This is a genomic window from Mesorhizobium sp. P171375, from assembly GCF_057786075.1.
The window spans coordinates 2,779,546-2,797,395 of the sequence record NZ_JBYNWF010000001.1; the positions used below are offsets into that span (position 1 = coordinate 2,779,546).

Annotated in this window: 13 protein-coding genes; 7 read left to right on the forward strand and 6 right to left on the reverse strand. The window is 62.4% G+C overall.

What is annotated here, in order from left to right; all coding sequences use genetic code 11:
* Positions 1-13: 13 nt before the first annotated feature.
* Complete coding sequence (locus ACYHH6_RS13435; RefSeq protein WP_352593217.1) at positions 14-1,243, reverse strand: iron-containing alcohol dehydrogenase; 1,230 nt, start codon at positions 1,241-1,243, stop codon at positions 14-16.
* Positions 1,244-1,415: 172 nt separating this feature from the next.
* On the opposite strand from ACYHH6_RS13435, the gene ACYHH6_RS13440 reads away from it, so the two are divergent.
* Together ACYHH6_RS13440 and ACYHH6_RS13445 are read left to right on the forward strand one after the other, a co-directional pair.
* The gene (locus ACYHH6_RS13440) at positions 1,416-2,114 is read left to right on the forward strand and encodes a GntR family transcriptional regulator (protein ID WP_352593214.1); all 699 of its coding nucleotides are present in this window, start codon (positions 1,416-1,418) and stop codon (positions 2,112-2,114) included.
* Between the two features lie 163 nt (positions 2,115-2,277).
* Positions 2,278-2,871: a DJ-1/PfpI family protein gene (locus tag ACYHH6_RS13445; RefSeq protein WP_352593211.1), complete on the forward strand. Its 594-nt coding sequence runs from the start codon at positions 2,278-2,280 to the stop codon at positions 2,869-2,871.
* Positions 2,872-2,938: 67 nt separating this feature from the next.
* Here the strand turns inward: ACYHH6_RS13445 and ACYHH6_RS13450 are convergent, their stop codons facing one another.
* The gene (locus ACYHH6_RS13450) at positions 2,939-3,835 is read right to left on the reverse strand and encodes a GntR family transcriptional regulator (protein ID WP_352593208.1); all 897 of its coding nucleotides are present in this window, start codon (positions 3,833-3,835) and stop codon (positions 2,939-2,941) included.
* Between the two features lie 269 nt (positions 3,836-4,104).
* Between ACYHH6_RS13450 and ACYHH6_RS13455 the strand changes: the two genes are divergently transcribed.
* The 5 genes from ACYHH6_RS13455 (at position 4,105) to ACYHH6_RS13475 (ending at position 8,226) form a co-directional block, all read left to right on the forward strand.
* A complete protein-coding gene (locus ACYHH6_RS13455) occupies positions 4,105-5,055 on the forward strand; it encodes an ABC transporter permease (protein WP_435053489.1) in 951 nt (316 codons plus the stop codon).
* Entirely contained in the window at positions 5,052-5,837 is a 786-nt protein-coding gene (locus ACYHH6_RS13460; protein WP_352593202.1) for an ATP-binding cassette domain-containing protein, read from the forward strand. Before ACYHH6_RS13455 ends, ACYHH6_RS13460 begins: the two co-directional genes overlap by 4 nt.
* A gap of 142 nt (positions 5,838-5,979) precedes the next feature.
* Positions 5,980-6,846: a sugar ABC transporter substrate-binding protein gene (locus ACYHH6_RS13465; RefSeq protein ID WP_376740450.1), complete on the forward strand. Its 867-nt coding sequence runs from the start codon at positions 5,980-5,982 to the stop codon at positions 6,844-6,846.
* A gap of 106 nt (positions 6,847-6,952) precedes the next feature.
* Entirely contained in the window at positions 6,953-7,975 is a 1,023-nt protein-coding gene (locus tag ACYHH6_RS13470) for a zinc-binding alcohol dehydrogenase family protein (RefSeq protein ID WP_352593252.1), read from the forward strand.
* A 110-nt stretch (positions 7,976-8,085) separates the two neighbouring features.
* Positions 8,086-8,226, forward strand: coding sequence for a hypothetical protein (locus ACYHH6_RS13475; RefSeq protein ID WP_352593199.1), 141 nt, complete (start codon positions 8,086-8,088; stop codon positions 8,224-8,226).
* Between the two features lie 220 nt (positions 8,227-8,446).
* On the opposite strand, the gene ACYHH6_RS13480 is transcribed toward ACYHH6_RS13475, so the two are convergent.
* The 4 genes from ACYHH6_RS13480 to ACYHH6_RS13495 form a co-directional block, all read right to left on the reverse strand.
* Positions 8,447-10,180: an SEL1-like repeat protein gene (locus ACYHH6_RS13480; RefSeq protein ID WP_352593196.1), complete on the reverse strand. Its 1,734-nt coding sequence runs from the start codon at positions 10,178-10,180 to the stop codon at positions 8,447-8,449.
* Positions 10,181-10,208: 28 nt separating this feature from the next.
* On the reverse strand, positions 10,209-11,570 hold the full coding sequence (locus ACYHH6_RS13485; RefSeq protein WP_352593194.1) for an HlyD family type I secretion periplasmic adaptor subunit: 1,362 nt from the start codon (positions 11,568-11,570) through the stop codon (positions 10,209-10,211).
* A gap of 73 nt (positions 11,571-11,643) precedes the next feature.
* Complete coding sequence (locus tag ACYHH6_RS13490) at positions 11,644-13,947, reverse strand: peptidase domain-containing ABC transporter (RefSeq protein WP_352593191.1); 2,304 nt, start codon at positions 13,945-13,947, stop codon at positions 11,644-11,646.
* A gap of 570 nt (positions 13,948-14,517) precedes the next feature.
* Positions 14,518-17,364 (reverse strand): proline dehydrogenase family protein, encoded by a 2,847-nt coding sequence (locus tag ACYHH6_RS13495; protein ID WP_488500438.1) that lies wholly within the window; start codon positions 17,362-17,364, stop codon positions 14,518-14,520.
* Between the last annotated feature and the right edge of the window lie 486 nt (positions 17,365-17,850).

Below are 17,850 nucleotides of genomic sequence, written 5' to 3' on the forward strand. Positions count from 1 at the left end.
AGCTCCTGGTCGATCACATCATGGTGGCGGACATGTCGCCGTCATAAGCAGCCCTGACCAGCCGTCGCATCGCGGCGAGGTCGAAGGGACGGGGATTGTTCTTGATCAACCGGTCGATGCCGAGCGCCTGCTCAGCCGTCCAGTCGATCTTGTCCTCGGCAAGGCCAAGTTCGGCCAGGGTCGGTGGGATGCCGATGGCGCCAAACAGCCGGCTCACCTCCCGGATGGTGGCGTGCGCCCATGCATCGGCACCGTCGCCGCTCTTAGGGGGAAGGCCGAGGGCAGCGCCGACTTCGGCAATCTCTGCGGCCGCGGCGGCAAGGTTGTAGTTCATCACATAGGGCAGCATGGTGGCGACACCCAGACCATGCGCAGTATGGGTAAGCGCGCCGACAGGATATTGCACCGCATGGGCGGCTGCCGTTCCCGCCGTGCCGAAGGCGCAACCGGCGGCCAGCGCTCCCATCATGACATCGGCGCGCGCATCCTCGTCCGATCCGTCACGATATGCCTTTTCGAGACTGCGGCCAAGCAGCCTGATGGCCAGAAGCGCGAAATGATCGGTCAGAGCGCTCTTGCCGACGAAGACATGCTGCTGCGGCAAATGAGGATCAGCGCCGCGTTTGGCGGCGGTGAAAGCCTCGATTGCGTGCGTCAGCGCGTCGGCGCCGGCGATCGCCGTCAGTAAGGGTGGACATGTCGCCGTCAGGTCCGGGTCGCAAAGCGCCACAGCGGCGATGAGGTGGGGACTCGAGATACCTACTTTCAGCGTCCGATCCGGATCGGAGATCACCGCGACGGGGGTCACCTCTGAGCCGGTCCCGGCCGTGGTCGGCACGGCGATCACGGGAAGGGTAGGACCTGGTACCTTGAACTCGCCATAGTAATCCTCGAGCCTGCCGCCATGGCTGAGCAGAAGTGCTGCGCACTTGGCCATGTCGAGGCAACTGCCGCCGCCGATTCCGATCACCATGTCCGGCTCGAAATCCTTCGCCTCCGCAATGCAGGCGGCGACGCTGGCGCGGGGCACATCCGGCAGCGTTCGGTCGTAGACCAGCGTGTCTATCGCCGCGTTGTGCAAGCCAGCAAGAATTTCGGCGAACTGCGATGTCGCAGCAAAACGCTCGTCGGTACAGACGAACGCGCGCCGCCCATATCTGGCGGCAACGGCAGGCAGCACATGGCGCTGGCCTTTGCCGAACAGGATCTCGCGCGGCAGGCGCGCCGCTGCAAACAAGGTCATGCACAGGATCCTTCGAAGACGGATTGGGAGCCAAGAGAATTGGCTTCGTTCCGGAGACCGGCCGCGACGCTCCGGGTGATTCTCATGCGTATCCTCTATAAAATCGTATAGGATATAGGATTGAATTGGGCGGAGCATCGTGTTAGTGGGTGCTTCTGTCAAGAGGCAAACGATGCAGAACACCGACCTGACGGTTGACGATGAAGCCCGCGCTAGCGGCCGCATCCAGCGCGCCAACAGCCTGGCTGGCGACGTGTACGAAGCAATCTTCGCGCAATTGATGTCTTTGAGAATTGCTCCGGGATCGCGCATCACCGTCGACAATCTCGTCAAGGAATTCAACGTCTCGCATACTCCCATTCGCGAAGCGCTTGGCCGATTGGAGGGCGAGGGCCTGGTGTTGAAGACCCACCTGATCGGGTATCGGGCCGCTCCGCAAATCACCCGCAGGCGCTTTGACGAGCTTTACGAGCTGCGCCTTCTGCTTGAACCTGCCGCGGCGGCCAAAGCCACTGCCACAATGGACGATGAGCGCCTGACCGTGCTGCGGGAGGCGGCTGGCGTCATGGCCCGGCGGGTGGGGAAAGATGAACGCCTACGTTATTCGAACTTCGCCCGTCAGGATGCGATCTTCCACGACAAGATCGTCGAGTTCGCCCAGAACGAGCTCATTCGCGAGACGCTGAATCACCAGCACACCCACTTCCATATCTTCCGCCTGATGTACCACTCGCGGGTGACCGAAGAGGCGCTCGACGAGCACGAGGCTATTCTCGCTGCCTTCGCTGCGGGCGATCCCGACGCCGCCGAAAAGGTCATGCGCGTGCACATCGAGAATTCGCGGGACCGGCTCCTGCCTGCGTTCGAGTAGCCATCGCGATGTCGCTTGTCCGAAGCATCGTCAACGAGCCGCCGATCACCCACGACCACGCCAAGGAATATCGTTCCCCAGTCCGCGATTTGACCCGATCTTGATCCCGTAGAAGGCGGGCGCGAAGTGCGCCTCGCCTTGAAACAAGCCGAGAGGAAGAGCCATGCCAAGCAAGAAGATCCTGATGTTGACCGGCGAATTCACCGAGGAATATGAAATCTTCGTCTATCAGCAGGCGATGGAAGCGGTGGGGCACACCGTTCATGTCGTGTGCCCCGACAAAAGCGCCGGAGACACGATCAAGACGTCGCTGCACGATTTCGAAGGCGACCAGACCTATACCGAAAAGCCCGGTCACAATGCGCTGATCAACAAGACCTTTTCCGACGCAGAGAAGCAGCTGAGCCAATACGATGCTGTCTACTGCGCCGGCGGTCGTGGCCCCGAATACATTCGCACCGACAAGCGCGTGCAGGCGATGGTCCGTCATTTTCACGAGGCCAAAAAACCGATCTTCACGATCTGCCATGGCGTACAGATTCTGATCGCGGTCGACGGCGTCGTCCGTGGCAAGAAGGTGGCGGCGCTCGCGGCTTGCGAGCCGGAGGTGACCCTTGCCGGCGGCACCTACATCGACCTCTCTCCCACCGATGCTTATGTCGATGGGACGATGGTTTCGGCCAAGGGTTGGACGGCGCTTGCGGCGTTCATCCGCGAATGTTTGAAGGTGCTGGGAACGGAAATCCGCCACGCGTAAACTCCTGGAACCAACGCATTCCTGAGGGGCGTCGGTTCTCTTCAATGGGAGTGGCGCCTCTAATCCATCATTCATCGAACCCAATCAGCGAACGCATGAGCGTTTCCCTGGCTGATGCCAGATGCGCGCGGCAGGCCGCCTCGATCCGGGCGGAGTCACGGCTCTCAAGCGCATCGATATAGGCGAGGTGTTCGTGCAGCGCGGCAAGGTTGCGCTGCTTTTCGTCCTGCTTGTTCCATTGATAGTGGTAGTGAAAAATGAAGGTGATGATGTCGTAGAAATCATCGATGAAGCGGTTCGGTGACGCCTCGTTTATGAGCCTGTGGAAGCGGTTGTCGAGGCCGGAGAAGTCGTGAAAGCGGCTTTCAATCTGCTCCAGCAAATCGGCATGCGCCATCTTCAGCGCTGCGAGTTTTGACCAAAGGGGAGAACTGTCTGGCTGCCGCGAAAACAGTTGCGCGGAACGCAGTTCAAACATCACCCGAATCTCGAACAGCTCGAGTGCGAAATCCTCCGTAAAGCCCTTGAAAAGCCAGCCTGTATTAGGTCTTTTCTCGATCAGCCCAAAGCGGCTGAAGCGTATCAGGAACTCGCGAATTCCGTTGGTCGCCACACCGAACTGCCGTGCGAGCTCCAGCTCGTTGATACTTGTTCCGGGCCTGGTGTCACCCCGCAGCATCCACTCCATGAATTGTTGTTCGACATGCTTGGCGCGTGGCGTTGTTTCGGCGTCGGGATAGCAGTCGTTCTCATCGACCTCTCGTCCCACTGTCCTGATGCCGTTGCGTACGGTGACAAGCTCGCGGCGAACAAGTTCTTGCAGAACCTTTCGGACGGTGGTGCGGCTGACGCCGATGAGCCGCCTCAGCTCATTTTCGGAGGGAAGCCCCCCGACCAGTTGTCCATCGCGCAGCATAGTTGCAGTTCGATTGAAGGCCTTCTTGTAGACGGTGTCGGTTCGCATCGCACCTTCCTCCAAACAATACCTTGTCCTTTTTAGCATGAACTTTATCCATAAAAAACAACTTGACCCAATCAAGCCAGTTGTTTTTTATCGATAAGAAGAGGACCTAAGCATGATTTGAGTTTTTGACGACGCGGCTCGCACGAGCTTCGGCGGGGAGGGGAATTTTGCCTGAAACGGGAAACACCGGCACCACTGCCGGCGAGGCCGCGTTGCCGGCTTCCAGGAAGCAGGAAGCTGTTCCCGGCCTTGCGCTTGGCCTGGCCCTGCTGAGCGCTGGTCCGGTCGTCATCCTCGTGCTGCTGATCGTCGTTCTCAGCTTTCTGTCACCCTATTTCCTCACAGGGCGCAACCTCAGCAACATCCTCGCCCAGACCGCCGTCATCTCGGTGGTGGCGATGGGCCAGCATCTGGTCATCCTGACACGCGGGATCGATCTCTCCGTCGGCTCGAACGTTGCACTGGCTTCCGTCGTCGGCGCGCTCAGCTTTCATGCCGGCGCTCCTGCCATCGTGGTGATCGCGGTGATGGTTGGATGCGGTGCGGCGGTGGGCGCCATCAACGGGCTCTTCTACGTCTTCGGCCGGCTGCCGCATCCTTTTATCATCACGCTGGCGACATTGAGCATCGCCAAGGGGTTGGCGCTGCAACTGGCCGACGGGCGCGCCATCCCTGGCATGCCGGGTTCGATCGACGCACTCGGCCGCGAGGCTGTCTGGGGTCTGCCGGGATCGGTCTTCGTCGTTGCCGGCGTTGCCGCGGTTCTTTTCATCATGGCCAAGACGATGGTCTGGGGGCGCTGGATCTATGCCGTCGGCGGCCGGCCCGACGCTGCCGTGCGCATGGGCATTCCCGTGTCCTGGGTCCTGGTTTCGGTCTATGTGATTTCAGGGCTGTGCGCCGGCATCGGCGCCGTCATCCTTGCCGGCCGCACCGACGCCGGTTCGCCCTTGTTCGGCAATCTGCTGGAACTGGATACGATCGCGGCGGTGATCATTGGCGGTGCCAGTTTTCTCGGCGGCCGCGGCCATCTCGGCCATGCCTTGATCGGCGCCATCATGATCGGCGTCATCCGCAACGCGCTCAACCTGCTCAACGTCAACGTCTTCTTCCAGCTCATCGTCATCGGCGTGGTCATCGTCGTAGCGGTCGAGTCCGACGTGCTGCGCAACTATCTCGAAGGGCGCATGCGTGTCATGCAGGCCGGGAGGCAGTCATGAGCGCCGTTATGGCCAGTGTCGATCATGCAGCCACAACGGATGATCCCGTGCTGGCAGTGCGCGGTGCTACCAAGCGTTTCGGCTCGGTTGTGGCGCTGGACGATGTCAGCATCGAGGTCCGGCGCGGTGAGATCCTCGGGCTTCTCGGCGACAATGGCGCGGGCAAATCGACACTGACCAAATGCATCAGCGGCGTGCACCAACTCGATGCCGGCGCAATCCTTCTGGACGGTGCGCCAACGCAGATACGCTCCCCTGCGGATGCGCGCTTTGCCGGCATCGAGACCGTTTATCAAGACCTGGCGCTGTTCGACAATCTGACGCCGGGACAAAACTTCTTTGCCGGTCGCGAACTGGCCTGGCCGCAATGGCTTCCACGCGGCCTGCGATTTCTTCAACAGCGCAAGATGGACGCCGAGACCCGCGTTTTATTGACAAAACTCAAGGTTACGCTGCCGCGGCTGGACGCCGTCGTTGCCATGATGTCGGGTGGGCAAAGGCAAGCCATTGCGGTGGCCCGGTCGACCGTATTTGCCCGCAAGGTCGTGATCCTGGATGAGCCAACCGCAGCACTTGGCCTGCGTGAATCACGCCAGGTGCTCAACCTGGTCGCTGCGCTGCGCGATCAGGGCAACGCCGTCATCCTGATAACTCACAATATGGAACATGTCGTCGAGCTTGCCGATCGCGCCGTGGTGCTTCGCCAGGGTCGCAAGGTTGGTGAACTCATGCCGACCAAGGACAACAAACAGGAGCTGGTTTCCATGATCGTTGGAGCCTGACCCGTTCGAGATTTGGGGACCGTTCCGGTCCGCAAATGCCTGAAGCGACTTCCGCCGGAAGACGCCTCAATTCCAAGGGAGGAATGGAATGCCAATGAACCGAAAACTGTCCGCTGGGCTGGCGATCGCCGTTGCGTTCGCGATGCCGGCTTCGGCCGCCGACAAGATCAAGGTCGGCCTGATTACGAAATTCCCGGTGCCGTTCTACTCGACCATGGAGGACGCCGCCAAGAAATACGCGGCATCTCATCCAGAGATCGAGCTGGTCACCGGTCAGGGCCAGGCGGCCACCGACATCGAGGGTCAGATCGCGCTGATCGAATCCATGATCACCCAAGGCGTCAAGGGTCTGGCGATCACTCCGGTCGATCCGACCGTAGCGCCGGCGCTCGACAAGGCGGTCGCTGCCGGCATCAAGGTGGTTCTCGTCGACAACAGCATACCTGACTGGAAAGGCCAGACGGCACTGGTTTCGACCAACAATCTCAATGGCGGCAAGATCGCCGGAGAGTACCTGAAGACCGTGCTGAAGAGCGGCGACAAGATCGGCATCCTGCAAGGGGTGCCCGGAGTGCCGGCGCTGGACGACCGGGTCACCGGCATGATGGAGGGTCTCGGCGACGTCAAGGTCGAGGTCGTCGGCAAAGGTGCAACCAATTGCACGCTCGAACTTGGCACGTCAGTGACTGAAGACATCCTGACCGCCAATCCCGATCTCAAGGCGATCTACGCCGCCTGCGGCCCGCCAATCCCGGGTGCTGTCAAATCGATCAGCAATGCGGGCATTGCCAACGACAAGATCATCCTGGTCGGCTTCGATGCCTGCTGCGGTGAGATCGAAGCGATCAAGTCGGGCGCGGAAGACGCCAGCGTTGCACAATTTCCGGCAAAAATGGGCGAGCTTGGCATCGACACCGTCGTCAAGGCGATCCGCGGGGAAACCGTCGAGGCGAATGTCGATACCGGCGCCGGCCTCGTCACGCTGCAGAACGTCAAAGACTTCGAGTGATCCAGCAATGGTCCGGCGGATTGCTCCGCCGGACCACTTCCTGTGTCGACACTGGGATGAAGAGCGCCGCTAGCGAAGGGATGAAATTACGGCCATGGACCCTGCCATTAAGATCGTCCGATGCGTCGAACCCGGCAGACTGGTGTTCGAAGAGCGGCCTGCGCCGGGCAGTCCGCCGGAGGGCTGGGCACTGGTCGACGTCGCCCATGTCGGCATCTGTGGAACCGACTACCACATCTTCGAGGGCAAGCATCCGTATCTCGCCTATCCACGCGTCATGGGCCATGAGGTTTCGGGAACGATCGCGGCGATCAACGCGCCAGGGGCGATGGCGGTCGGAGAGCAAGTTCTCGTCAATCCCTATCTTGCCTGCGGGAAATGCGCGGCCTGCCGGCAGGGCAAGCCGAACTGCTGCGTGGCGATCGAGGTGCTGGGCGTGCACCGTGACGGTGCCATGAGTGAGCAGCTTCTCGTGCCGGCACAGAACTTGATTCCAGCGACCGGCCTGTCATTGGTCGAGGCGGCCACGGTCGAGTTTCTGGCCATCGGTGCGCACGCGGTGCGCAGATCGATGGCTGGGCCAGGCAATCGCAACCTGGTCATCGGCGCCGGGCCGATCGGCCTCGGCACCGCGCTTTTTGCCCGCATCGCGCAACAAAGCGTGACCGTCATGGACGTCGACACCGAGCGGTTGGCCTTTGCCGCGCAATTGGGTTTCCTGGTGATCGACGGATCGAAGGGATCGATCATTGAGACGATAGCGGAGCGAACCGTCAAAGCAGGCTTCGATGTCGTCTTCGACGCCACGGGTAACAGCCGTTCGATGCAGTCGGCCTTTACCTATGTCGCCCATGGCGGCGTCATGGTGATGGTCAGCGTCGTGCCGGACGACATAACCTTCTCCGATCCAGAGTTCCACAAGCGGGAAATGATGCTGATCGGCAGTCGCAATGCGACGCACAGTGATTTCCAGCACGTCATTGCCTCGATCCGGGCCGGTAAAATACCAATTGACCAGCTCGTCACCCACCGCACGACCCTGCGCAACAGCCCCCGCGACATCGCGATCTGGGCGCGGCAGAAGTCCGGTCTGATCAAGGCCGTCATCGATGTGGCAGGATCCGCGTGACTTCAGCAGACACGATGGTCACATTTCGCAGCAGGCGGATCACACTTGGGCTGGCGGCCGAATGCGCAGCACCTCACCCTTTCGAAGCTAATTGAGAACGAATACGATCGATGGTGAAGGAAGTCGTCACGCCCATTTTCCAGTTCGGCACCAGCCGCTTTCTGCAGGCGCATGCAGCGCTCTTTGTGCACGAGGCGCTGCAGGCAGGCGACGCGGTCGGCCCGATCACGGTGGTTGCGATCAGCGGATAGGCCGCCGGTCGAGCCCGGCTGCAGGCGCTTGCCCGCGGTGAGGGCTACCCGGTTGTGGTTCGTGGGCTGGAGAAGGGCCGGCGCGTTGAGCATGAAATCGGCGTGAAGAGCATACGGCGCGCGCTCGATGCCGAGGTTGACTGGCGACGGTTGACTACCCTATTCGCAGAACAAGCGGAATTCGTCGTCTCGAATACGACCGAAGCGGGCTATGCGGGCCTCAACCCGAGGCGAGTTCGGCAAGTTCGTCGGCCGCTTCACTGATACCGTAGGCTGCCGCGCGCTCGAGCCACAGGCGACCGGCTACCGGGTCGCGCTCCCCAGCGATACCCCTTGAGAAATATCGCCCGAGCATGAGTTGGGCTTGGCCATGCCCACGTCCAGCAGCGGCTGCGTACCATTCCTGCGCTGCCGTTTGGTTGACCGGCACGCCCTGGCCAGCACCATACAGCGCGCCAAGTGCAAACATCGCTCCGGCGTGACCGTCGAGAGCGGCGCGCTCGAACAGCTGCATGGCAACCTTTGGCTCACGTGTGCCCCCGCGCCCGTTGAGCAGCATCTCGGCAAGCGCCACCTGCGCGTCGAGCATGCCGGCATTGGCTGCCCGAGCAAACCAGAGGCGGGCCTGCGATGGGTCGGGCGCCACGCCGCGTCCATCTTGCAGGAGGCGGGCGTACATATATTGCGCCTCGGCGACACCTTCAGCCGCGCGCTTTAGCCATTGCGCCGCTTGCCCCTCGTCCTGGCGGACGCCGACTCCGTTGGCGAAGCAGAGCCCAAGATTGAATGCCGCTATCAGGTCCCCCGATGATGCGGCCGCTTCGAACCATCCGGCAACGCTTGCATGATCATCGGGCTCGCCGGCTCCTTCGAGAACAAGATTGGCGAGATCGACCTGTGCTTCCTGATTGCCGCCATTTGCAGCGGCGCGCAGCCAGCGTGCCCCCTCTTCGAGATCCTGAGCCACGCCGTTCCCCGTTAAATAGAGCGAGGCCAACGCGCGGGCAGCGGCCTGGTGGCCCGCTTCGGCCGCCCGCCGGTACCAGTTTGCGGATTCTGCAAAATCCGGCCGCTGCGTCTTCACATAGCGCTCGCCGAGGAGATAGGCGGCCTCGATATTGCCTGCCAACCCAGCACGCCGCATCCACGCCTCTCCAGCAGCAATATCCTGGTCGACAAATGCACCATCAATCAGTGCTAATCCCAACCGGAACTGGGCGGAGGGAAGGCCTTTCTCCGCAGCAGCCTGATATAGTTGAACCGCTGCAGCCATTTCGCGTGCGACGCCCAGCCCGTGCTCGGTAAGAACCGCGAGAAGGTAGATTGCGGTCGGCAGACCGGCGTCGGCGGCACGTCTTACCTCTTTTGCAACCCTGACCCTGTTTTCCCGTTTGCCGTTGCGGGCCAGCGACAGGGCAAAGCCGAGACACCCCTCGGCGCAGCCGGCAGAAGCCGACTTCTCGTACCACCGGTGCGCCGCATCTGCGTTGCGCATTGGTTTGGGGCCGCTGGTAAGTATATAGCCGAGGATCGCCTGTCCCACGGCCGAGCCCGCCTCGGCCGCCTTGGTGGCAAAGTCGAACGCGGCCGTGAAGTCTGGTTTGCCCGAGGTATCTGGTTCAAACAATTGGTTGGATTCGGCGCCGTTGCCGTCAGCTTCCTTAGCCACCAGCCCCGTCAAATAGAGCGCGGCGAGGAGCGCTTGCGCATCGGCGCTCCCGTGATTGGCTGCCCGCATCAGCCATCGCGCGCCTTCCACACGGCTCGGCGGCACACCCGAGCCTTCGAGATAGCAACGCGCGACCCGGTACTCGGCGTCGACGATCCCCGCGCGCGCCGCGCTCGCCATCAGCGGAAAGGCTTCTGCGGGCTTGCCGCTGTCAGCGAGCTGGATCGCCCGGCGCAACGCTGCCGCCGGGGAAGCAAGAACAGTCAGCCGATCCAGGATTGTCATCGATCCGAGTCTCCGATACCCCCGTGCGCTACGGCTCCCGCATTGCCTCCTGGCCGACCGGGAGCATCACACCGAGAATGTATTTGAGCACTGTGCGACGGCCGACCTTTACGTCGGCGGTCACCGGCATGCCGGGGCTCACGGTGAAACCGGCAGGCACGCCGTGGAGGGCGACCTGGTCGATGGAAATGCGCGTGCGATAGAACGGCTCGGCGTCGGGCGGCAGCATAGCCAGGGAGCTGTTCGGATCGCGTGCTTGCTCCTGCGCGGAGAAGGAATCGGGGCTAAGTGCCCGCACGGTGCCATGAGCAAGGCCGTATTGCGAATAGGGGAAGGTGTCGAACTTAATGACCACTGGGTCGCCGACATGCACAAAGCCGCTGCTGCGGCCGACGATGTTTGTCTCGATCTCAAGCGGCGCGTTGGCCGGCACCAGCGTAATCAATCGCTCGCCGGACTGCAGGACCGACCCGACCGAGACCTTGGCCACCGACTGAACGATGGCGTCTGCTTCGCTCTTCAGCTCGACCAATTGCTTACGCAGCTTTGCCTTGTTGAGAAGTTCGCGGGCGTCGGACATGCGCGAACTGGCCTCGGACAGGCTCTGTGAAACATCCGCTCGCCAACCCTGAATATAGCCGTCGCGCTCGGCGGCCACCGCTGCCTGCTGGAGCCTTGCGGCTTGCGCGGTCTGCTCGGCATTGCCGAGCGCCCGGGACATCTCAGCGCGATTGTCCTCGGCAAGCAGCGTATTGAGGCGGCTGCCTACCTGCCTTGCCTCGAGTTGCTTGCGCATCTGCTCAATCGAGCCGGCGACCGCGAGCCGCTGGCGGTAGCCATCTGCATCCGATAGCGAGCGCGAGATTACGGAACTGAGTTCGTCGCGCTGGCGGTCGAAATTCTCAACCTTGGCGTCATAGACCGCCTTGCGGCGCTCAAAAATCGATGCCTGCAGGGTCCAGCTTGGGTCGAGCCCGTCATAATCGAAAGCCCGGCCATCCGCTTCCGCCTTCAACCGCGCGACTTCAGCTTCAAGCGTCGAAACCTGCATGGCGAGCGTCGCCAGATCGGCAGAAGCAAAAGTCGCATCGAGGCGAGCAAGCACTTGACCGGCCTGCACGTGCTGTCCTTCACGCACGTCGATCGAGCGCACGATCGCCGTCTCCAGCGGCTGCACGACCATATTGGGCGATTTTGACACCACGAGCCCTCTGGCCGTGACAACCTGATCGACCGGTATCAGTCCGGCCACAGCGATCAGCGCGATGACCAGGCTCGCGATGATCCAGACGATGCCGCGCGCCGCCTGCGGGATAGGAGCATTGGCGACAGCCGTCGACGGCCACTGGAACTCGAGTATGGCCGGCGTTGTCGGATCCCTCGTTTCCATCCGATGCCGCCGAGCCGGAAGGGCGATGAGAGAGGTGCTACTCATGGGTTACCGGACCTGAATTGTGGCATCGTCAAACCAACCGCGGTGGGATGGCGACCGGGCGGCCATGACGGCCGTCGAGGTGCCGGTTTTGCTGCGACCACAGCTGGCGATAAAGCGCGCATCGCTCGAGCAGTGTCGCATGCGGCGCGACGTCAAGGACCTTACCCTGATCCATAACCAGGATGTTGTCGCATTCTGTCAGTGAGGACAGCCGGTGCGAAACGATGATCATCGTGCGCCCGCTGGCGATGCGCATGAGATTGGCGCTTACCACCGCCTCGCTCTCCGGGTCGAGCGCGCTGGTCGCTTCGTCGAGGATGAGAATGGTCGGATCGTGGATGAGAGCGCGTGCGATCGCCAGCCGCTGCTTTTGACCACCTGACAAATTGGGCGAACCTTCCTCGATATAGGTGTCATAGCCATTGGGCATACGCTCGATGAATTCCTGGGCGCCGGCGAGGTGTGCTGCACGCATGGCATCGGAAAGCGTCAGGCCTGGCCGCCCGGCGATGATGTTATCGCGGATCGACCCGCGAAAGAGAAAGTTGTCCTGCAGGACCACGCCGAGTCCTTGGCGAAGATGGCGTAGGTTGATCTCCTTGAGGTCGACGCCATCGAGCTTGAGGAAACCGCTATAGTCGCGGTTGATTCCCTGCAGGAGGCGCGCGATCGTTGATTTTCCCGACCCGCTGCGCCCAACAATGCCAAACATGCTGCCGGCGGGAATGTGGAAGCTGACCCTGTCAAGCGCCGGTGTCTTCGTCGCGATGTAGCTGAAGGTCAGGTCGCTGAAAGTGACCTCGCCCACGAGCCTGGGTCTCAGGCCGGTGGAATTCGAACTGCTCTCCAGCGGCCGGTTGAGAACCGACGCTGCCTCGCCGATGGCTGCACCGACCTCCTCGTAGTCTTCAACCAGTCGCGCCAGGCCGACCAGCGGCTGCGCTACGCGCTGCGAGATCATCATGAAGGCGAACAGGCTGCCAACCAGGTAGCCCGAGCGGTCGTTCAACGCGAGATAGGCGCCGACCAGCATGGTGCCGAGCACCATGACGCGTTCGATCGGCGTGACCAGCGTCTGCGGCCAGCTTGCAAGCTGCCCGAAGGCGAGGCGAGCCTTTCCGGCTTCCGCCACCCGCTCGTCCCAGAGCGCCTTGCGCTGCGGCTCGAGGCCGAGCGCCTTCACTGTCTTGATGCCGACGACAGTCTCGCCAAGCGCCGCCGACTTCCAGGTCTCGGCTTCGACCACTCGCTGGTATCTGCGGCGCAGCGGTTTGAGAAAGGCAAGGATGATCAGCATGATCACGGCCGCGCAAGCCATTACGACCCAGGCGAGCGTGGCGTTGATATAGAACATGACCGGTACCAGCACGCACAGTGTGATTAGATCCAGGAATGTGCTGAGGAGTTTTCCGGTCAGGAACTCTCGAATACGATAGACTTGGGCCAGATGATACATCGTCTCGCCGGCCGGATGACGCTCGAAATAATCGAGCGGCAGGCGCAAGAGCCGGCTAAAGACGTGCAACTGCAGCTTGGTGTCCAGGCGGGCGCCGACGACGTTGATGATCAGTCGCCGCGCATGGCCAAGAAGTGTCTCATAGGCGAAGACCACGGCAATCACCGCAGACAAGAGCACCAAAGTCGAGATGCTGTTGAACTGCAACACCTTGTTGACCAAAGTCATGACGATCAGTGGCGGCAGGATGGTCAGGATGCTCAGCGTGAACGAGGCAATGGCTATGTCGCGCAGGGGCTGGCTTTCTAGCCGCACCAGCTGGGTGAGCCAGTGAAGGGTGAAAGGCGCATCCGCCGCCACGTGCGACCGTGTCGCGCGCAGCAGCACCGCCTCACCCGTCCACACCCGCGACAGCCGAAGCTCATCGATGGCGGTGGCCTCACCGTCGTCTGGCGCGTCGGCACTTTTGAGGAAGACGACATTGCGCTCCGCACTCGCTCCGGTCAGGAGGGCCGCGCCGCCATCGCTGAACAAGAGCACGACCGGTCCGGTGTCCTGGAAGCGCAAGAGGTGCGACCAGCGGATACGCAGGGCACGCGCCCACATGCCGGCGTTCTGCGCCCATTCGGAGAGATCGGTAGCGGTCGGAACCGCGCTCGCTGTCCTGAATTCGTTGGGGTCGAGTTCGACGCCATGATAACGGGCGGCCTGCAGTACTGCCTTGAGGCGTGGCGCGATCTGGTTGCGCTCGGCGGGACCGCCGGGAGGCCGCTCGGCAGCGTTGTGCACGCCGGCCTGGCGCGCTGCATCGGCGACTTCGGAGTTTGCACGGATCGAGACCGGCTGGTTTTCGGCGTTTACGGGCACGTTTACCATGGACTTCTCATCCGGTACGCAGGGCGAGGGTTCGAAAATGCCCGGGCCGAGGCGTTTCCGCCGAGGTTTCCGGTAACACAGCACTGTACTCCGAACCGATCCGCCGCGCGACTCTCATGCCAATCCGTGTCTGGAGGTGGTGAACGTGAGAATTCCGCTCTCCCGCGAAGCGGGATGATGCTTTGCGAGCCAACAATTTAGAATAATCAGCGCGCGGGTCCCGCTTTCCAGCGAAGCCCGCGCGCCTGTTCTCAATCTGGACCAGTCCCTGTCCAGGTCCATTGCCTACTCACTCGTGCGGCTTCAAGAGATCCTTCAGGGACGTCTTGACCGTGTGGTCGTTGCTGGCGTAGCCGGCGCCAGGCTTGGTCTGGTCCGAGGTGAGATCCGTGCTCGCCCCGGACGGCTTGTTCTGGTTGTTGCCGAATCCGCTGATCGTCTTGAGGACATTCAGCAGGTCCGTCGTTACCGAAGTCGCCGCCAGGCTGATCAGGTGGCCGAACGAGGTATTGCCGCCGGAACCGCCGCTGCCGTCAGTCGAGCCGGACTGCAGGAATTGCGTAGAGTCCTTCAGCCCGAGCGAGTCGGATGTGACCTTGGCGTGGCTGTGACCAGGGCCGTTTTCTGCATTGTTATTGTTCCCGGAACCACCAGGTGCATCCTGATCTCCATTGCCAAAGCCGTTATTGCCATGGTCGTGGTCACCTGTGTCACCGCCGCCCGGGCCCGTCGCTCCGGTCGCACCTGTCGCACCAGCCGAGCCCGTGGCGCCGGTCGAACCTGTCGCTCCGGTGTCACCAGTTGCACCAGTGTCGCCAGTTGCACCAGTCGCGCCGGTATCGCCGGTCGCACCCGTGGCACCAGTATCGCCAGTAGCGCCTGTTGCTCCAGTATCACCAGTAGCGCCCGTTGCGCCGGTATCACCAGTAGCGCCTGTTGCTCCGGTATCGCCAGTAGCGCCCGTTGCTCCGGTATCGCCAGTAGCGCCCGTTGCTCCGGTGTCACCAGTTGCTCCGGTATCGCCGGTCGCACCTGTGGCACCAGTATCGCCAGTAGCGCCTGTTGCTCCAGTATCACCAGTAGCGCCCGTTGCGCCGGTATCACCAGTTGCCCCGGTGTCGCCGGTTGCACCAGTGGCACCGGTATCGCCGGTTGCACCCGTAGCTCCGGTATCGCCGGTCGCACCAGTATCGCCAGTAGCGCCTGTCGCACCGGTATCACCAGTTGCTCCGGTGTCGCCAGTTGCACCAGTCGCGCCGGTATCGCCGGTCGCACCTGTGGCACCAGTATCGCCAGTAGCGCCTGTTGCTCCAGTATCACCAGTAGCGCCCGTTGCGCCGGTATCACCAGTAGCGCCCGTTGCTCCGGTATCACCAGTAGCGCCCGTTGCTCCGGTATCGCCAGTAGCGCCCGTCGCACCGGTATCACCAGTTGCTCCGGTGTCGCCAGTTGCACCAGTCGCGCCGGTATCGCCGGTCGCACCTGTGGCACCGGTGTCACCAGTTGCACCAGTATCGCCGGTCGCACCTGTGGCACCAGTATCGCCAGTAGCGCCTGTTGCTCCAGTATCACCAGTAGCGCCCGTTGCTCCGGTATCACCAGTTGCCCCGGTGTCGCCGGTTGCACCCGTGGCACCGGTATCGCCGGTTGCACCCGTAGCTCCGGTATCGCCGGTCGCACCAGTATCGCCAGTAGCGCCTGTCGCACCGGTATCACCAGTTGCTCCGGTGTCGCCAGTTGCACCAGTCGCGCCGGTATCGCCGGTCGCACCTGTAGCACCGGTGTCACCAGTAGCGCCTGTTGCTCCAGTATCACCAGTAGCGCCCGTTGCGCCGGTATCACCAGTAGCGCCCGTTGCTCCGGTATCACCAGTAGCGCCCGTTGCTCCGGTATCGCCAGTAGCGCCCGTCGCACCGGTATCACCAGTTGCTCCGGTGTCGCCAGTTGCACCAGTCGCGCCGGTATCGCCGGTCGCACCTGTGGCACCGGTGTCACCAGTTGCACCAGTATCGCCGGTCGCACCTGTGGCACCAGTATCGCCAGTAGCGCCTGTTGCTCCAGTATCACCAGTAGCGCCCGTTGCTCCGGTATCACCAGTTGCCCCGGTGTCGCCGGTTGCACCCGTGGCACCGGTATCGCCGGTTGCACCCGTAGCTCCGGTATCGCCGGTCGCACCAGTATCGCCAGTAGCGCCTGTCGCACCGGTATCACCAGTTGCTCCGGTGTCGCCAGTTGCACCAGTCGCGCCGGTATCGCCGGTCGCACCTGTGGCACCGGTGTCACCAGTAGCGCCCGTTGCGCCGGTATCACCAGTAGCGCCCGTTGCGCCGGTATCACCAGTAGCGCCCGTTGCTCCGGTATCACCAGTAGCGCCCGTTGCTCCGGTATCGCCAGTAGCGCCCGTCGCACCGGTATCACCAGTTGCTCCGGTGTCGCCAGTTGCACCAGTCGCGCCGGTATCGCCGGTCGCACCTGTGGCACCGGTGTCACCAGTTGCACCAGTATCGCCGGTCGCACCTGTGGCACCAGTATCGCCAGTAGCGCCTGTTGCTCCAGTATCACCAGTAGCGCCTGTTGCTCCAGTATCACCAGTAGCGCCCGTTGCTCCGGTATCACCAGTTGCCCCGGTGTCGCCGGTTGCACCCGTGGCTCCGGTATCGCCGGTCGCACCAGTATCGCCAGTAGCGCCTGTCGCACCGGTATCACCAGTTGCTCCGGTGTCGCCAGTTGCACCAGTCGCGCCGGTATCGCCGGTCGCACCTGTGGCACCGGTGTCACCAGTAGCGCCTGTTGCGCCGGTATCACCAGTAGCGCCGGTTGCTCCGGTATCGCCAGTAGCGCCCGTCGCACCGGTATCACCAGTAGCGCCCGTTGCTCCGGTGTCGCCAGTTGCACCAGTCGCGCCGGTATCGCCGGTCGCACCTGTGGCACCGGTGTCACCAGTAGCGCCTGTTGCGCCGGTATCACCAGTAGCGCCTGTTGCGCCGGTATCACCAGTAGCGCCCGTTGCTCCGGTATCGCCAGTAGCGCCGGTCGCACCGGTATCACCAGTTGCTCCGGTGTCGCCAGTTGCACCAGTCGCGCCGGTATCGCCAGTAGCGCCCGTTGCTCCGGTATCACCAGTAGCGCCTGTTGCTCCGGTATCACCAGTAGCGCCCGTTGCGCCGGTATCACCAGTAGCGCCCGTTGCGCCGGTATCACCAGTTGCTCCGGTGTCGCCAGTTGCACCAGTTGCACCAGTATCGCCAGTTGCGCCTGTCGCACCCGTATCGCCGGTAGCGCCAGTGGCACCGGTATCGCCGGTCGCACCTGTGGCTCCGGTCGAGCCAGCCGCACCCGTACCGCCGGTCGCGCCGGTCGCGCCTGTAGAGCCAGTTGCGCCGGTTCCACCTGAAGCGCCAGTCGCTCCTGTGGCACCGGTCGAGCCCGCTCCAGTTGCGCCTGTCGCGCCGGTGGCGCCGGTAGCACCCGTCGCGCCGGTCGCACCTGCGCCGGTCGCACCTGTGGCACCGGTCGGGCCTGCGGGACCTGTCGGGCCCGTGGCGCCTGACTGCGTGAGGGTGAGAGTCGCCGGCGCAAACGTATTGTTATTGTCGCCATTGTTGCCGGCATCGGGCGCGAAAACAAAAGCAGTCCCGGCGGCGTTGTGCGTAAGTGTAGCGTACACGTTGAAGTTGTCGTCGTAAATGATATAGTCGTGCAAGTTATTTGGAATTGTTACAGTTATAGCGAACGAAAGAGCTAGACCACCGTTAGTCGCGGATGGAAGTGAAAAACTGCCGACTACTACATTACCTGTCGTATCCACCAGATAATAGGTGTTGACCGCAGTGCTGTTGCCGTTGCCCTGTATCGTGCCAGTGATCGTAAGGTCACCTGATGCAAGCACGCCGGTGTAACTTG

What these genes read in the sequence shown, in the direction of transcription:
- ACYHH6_RS13435 (WP_352593217.1), bottom strand. Translation starts at nt 1,243, where the DNA reads ATGACCTTGTTTGCAGCGGCGCGCCTGCCGCGCGAGATCCTGTTCGGC.
- ACYHH6_RS13440 (WP_352593214.1), top strand. Translation starts at nt 1,416, where the DNA reads ATGCAGAACACCGACCTGACGGTTGACGATGAAGCCCGCGCTAGCGGC.
- ACYHH6_RS13445 (WP_352593211.1), top strand. Translation starts at nt 2,278, where the DNA reads ATGCCAAGCAAGAAGATCCTGATGTTGACCGGCGAATTCACCGAGGAA.
- ACYHH6_RS13450 (WP_352593208.1), bottom strand. Translation starts at nt 3,835, where the DNA reads ATGCGAACCGACACCGTCTACAAGAAGGCCTTCAATCGAACTGCAACT.
- ACYHH6_RS13460 (WP_352593202.1), top strand. Translation starts at nt 5,052, where the DNA reads ATGAGCGCCGTTATGGCCAGTGTCGATCATGCAGCCACAACGGATGAT.
- ACYHH6_RS13465 (WP_376740450.1), top strand. Translation starts at nt 5,980, where the DNA reads ATGCCGGCTTCGGCCGCCGACAAGATCAAGGTCGGCCTGATTACGAAA.
- ACYHH6_RS13475 (WP_352593199.1), top strand. Translation starts at nt 8,086, where the DNA reads ATGGTGAAGGAAGTCGTCACGCCCATTTTCCAGTTCGGCACCAGCCGC.
- ACYHH6_RS13480 (WP_352593196.1), bottom strand. Translation starts at nt 10,180, where the DNA reads ATGACAATCCTGGATCGGCTGACTGTTCTTGCTTCCCCGGCGGCAGCG.
- ACYHH6_RS13485 (WP_352593194.1), bottom strand. Translation starts at nt 11,570, where the DNA reads ATGGAAACGAGGGATCCGACAACGCCGGCCATACTCGAGTTCCAGTGG.
- ACYHH6_RS13490 (WP_352593191.1), bottom strand. Translation starts at nt 13,947, where the DNA reads ATGGTAAACGTGCCCGTAAACGCCGAAAACCAGCCGGTCTCGATCCGT.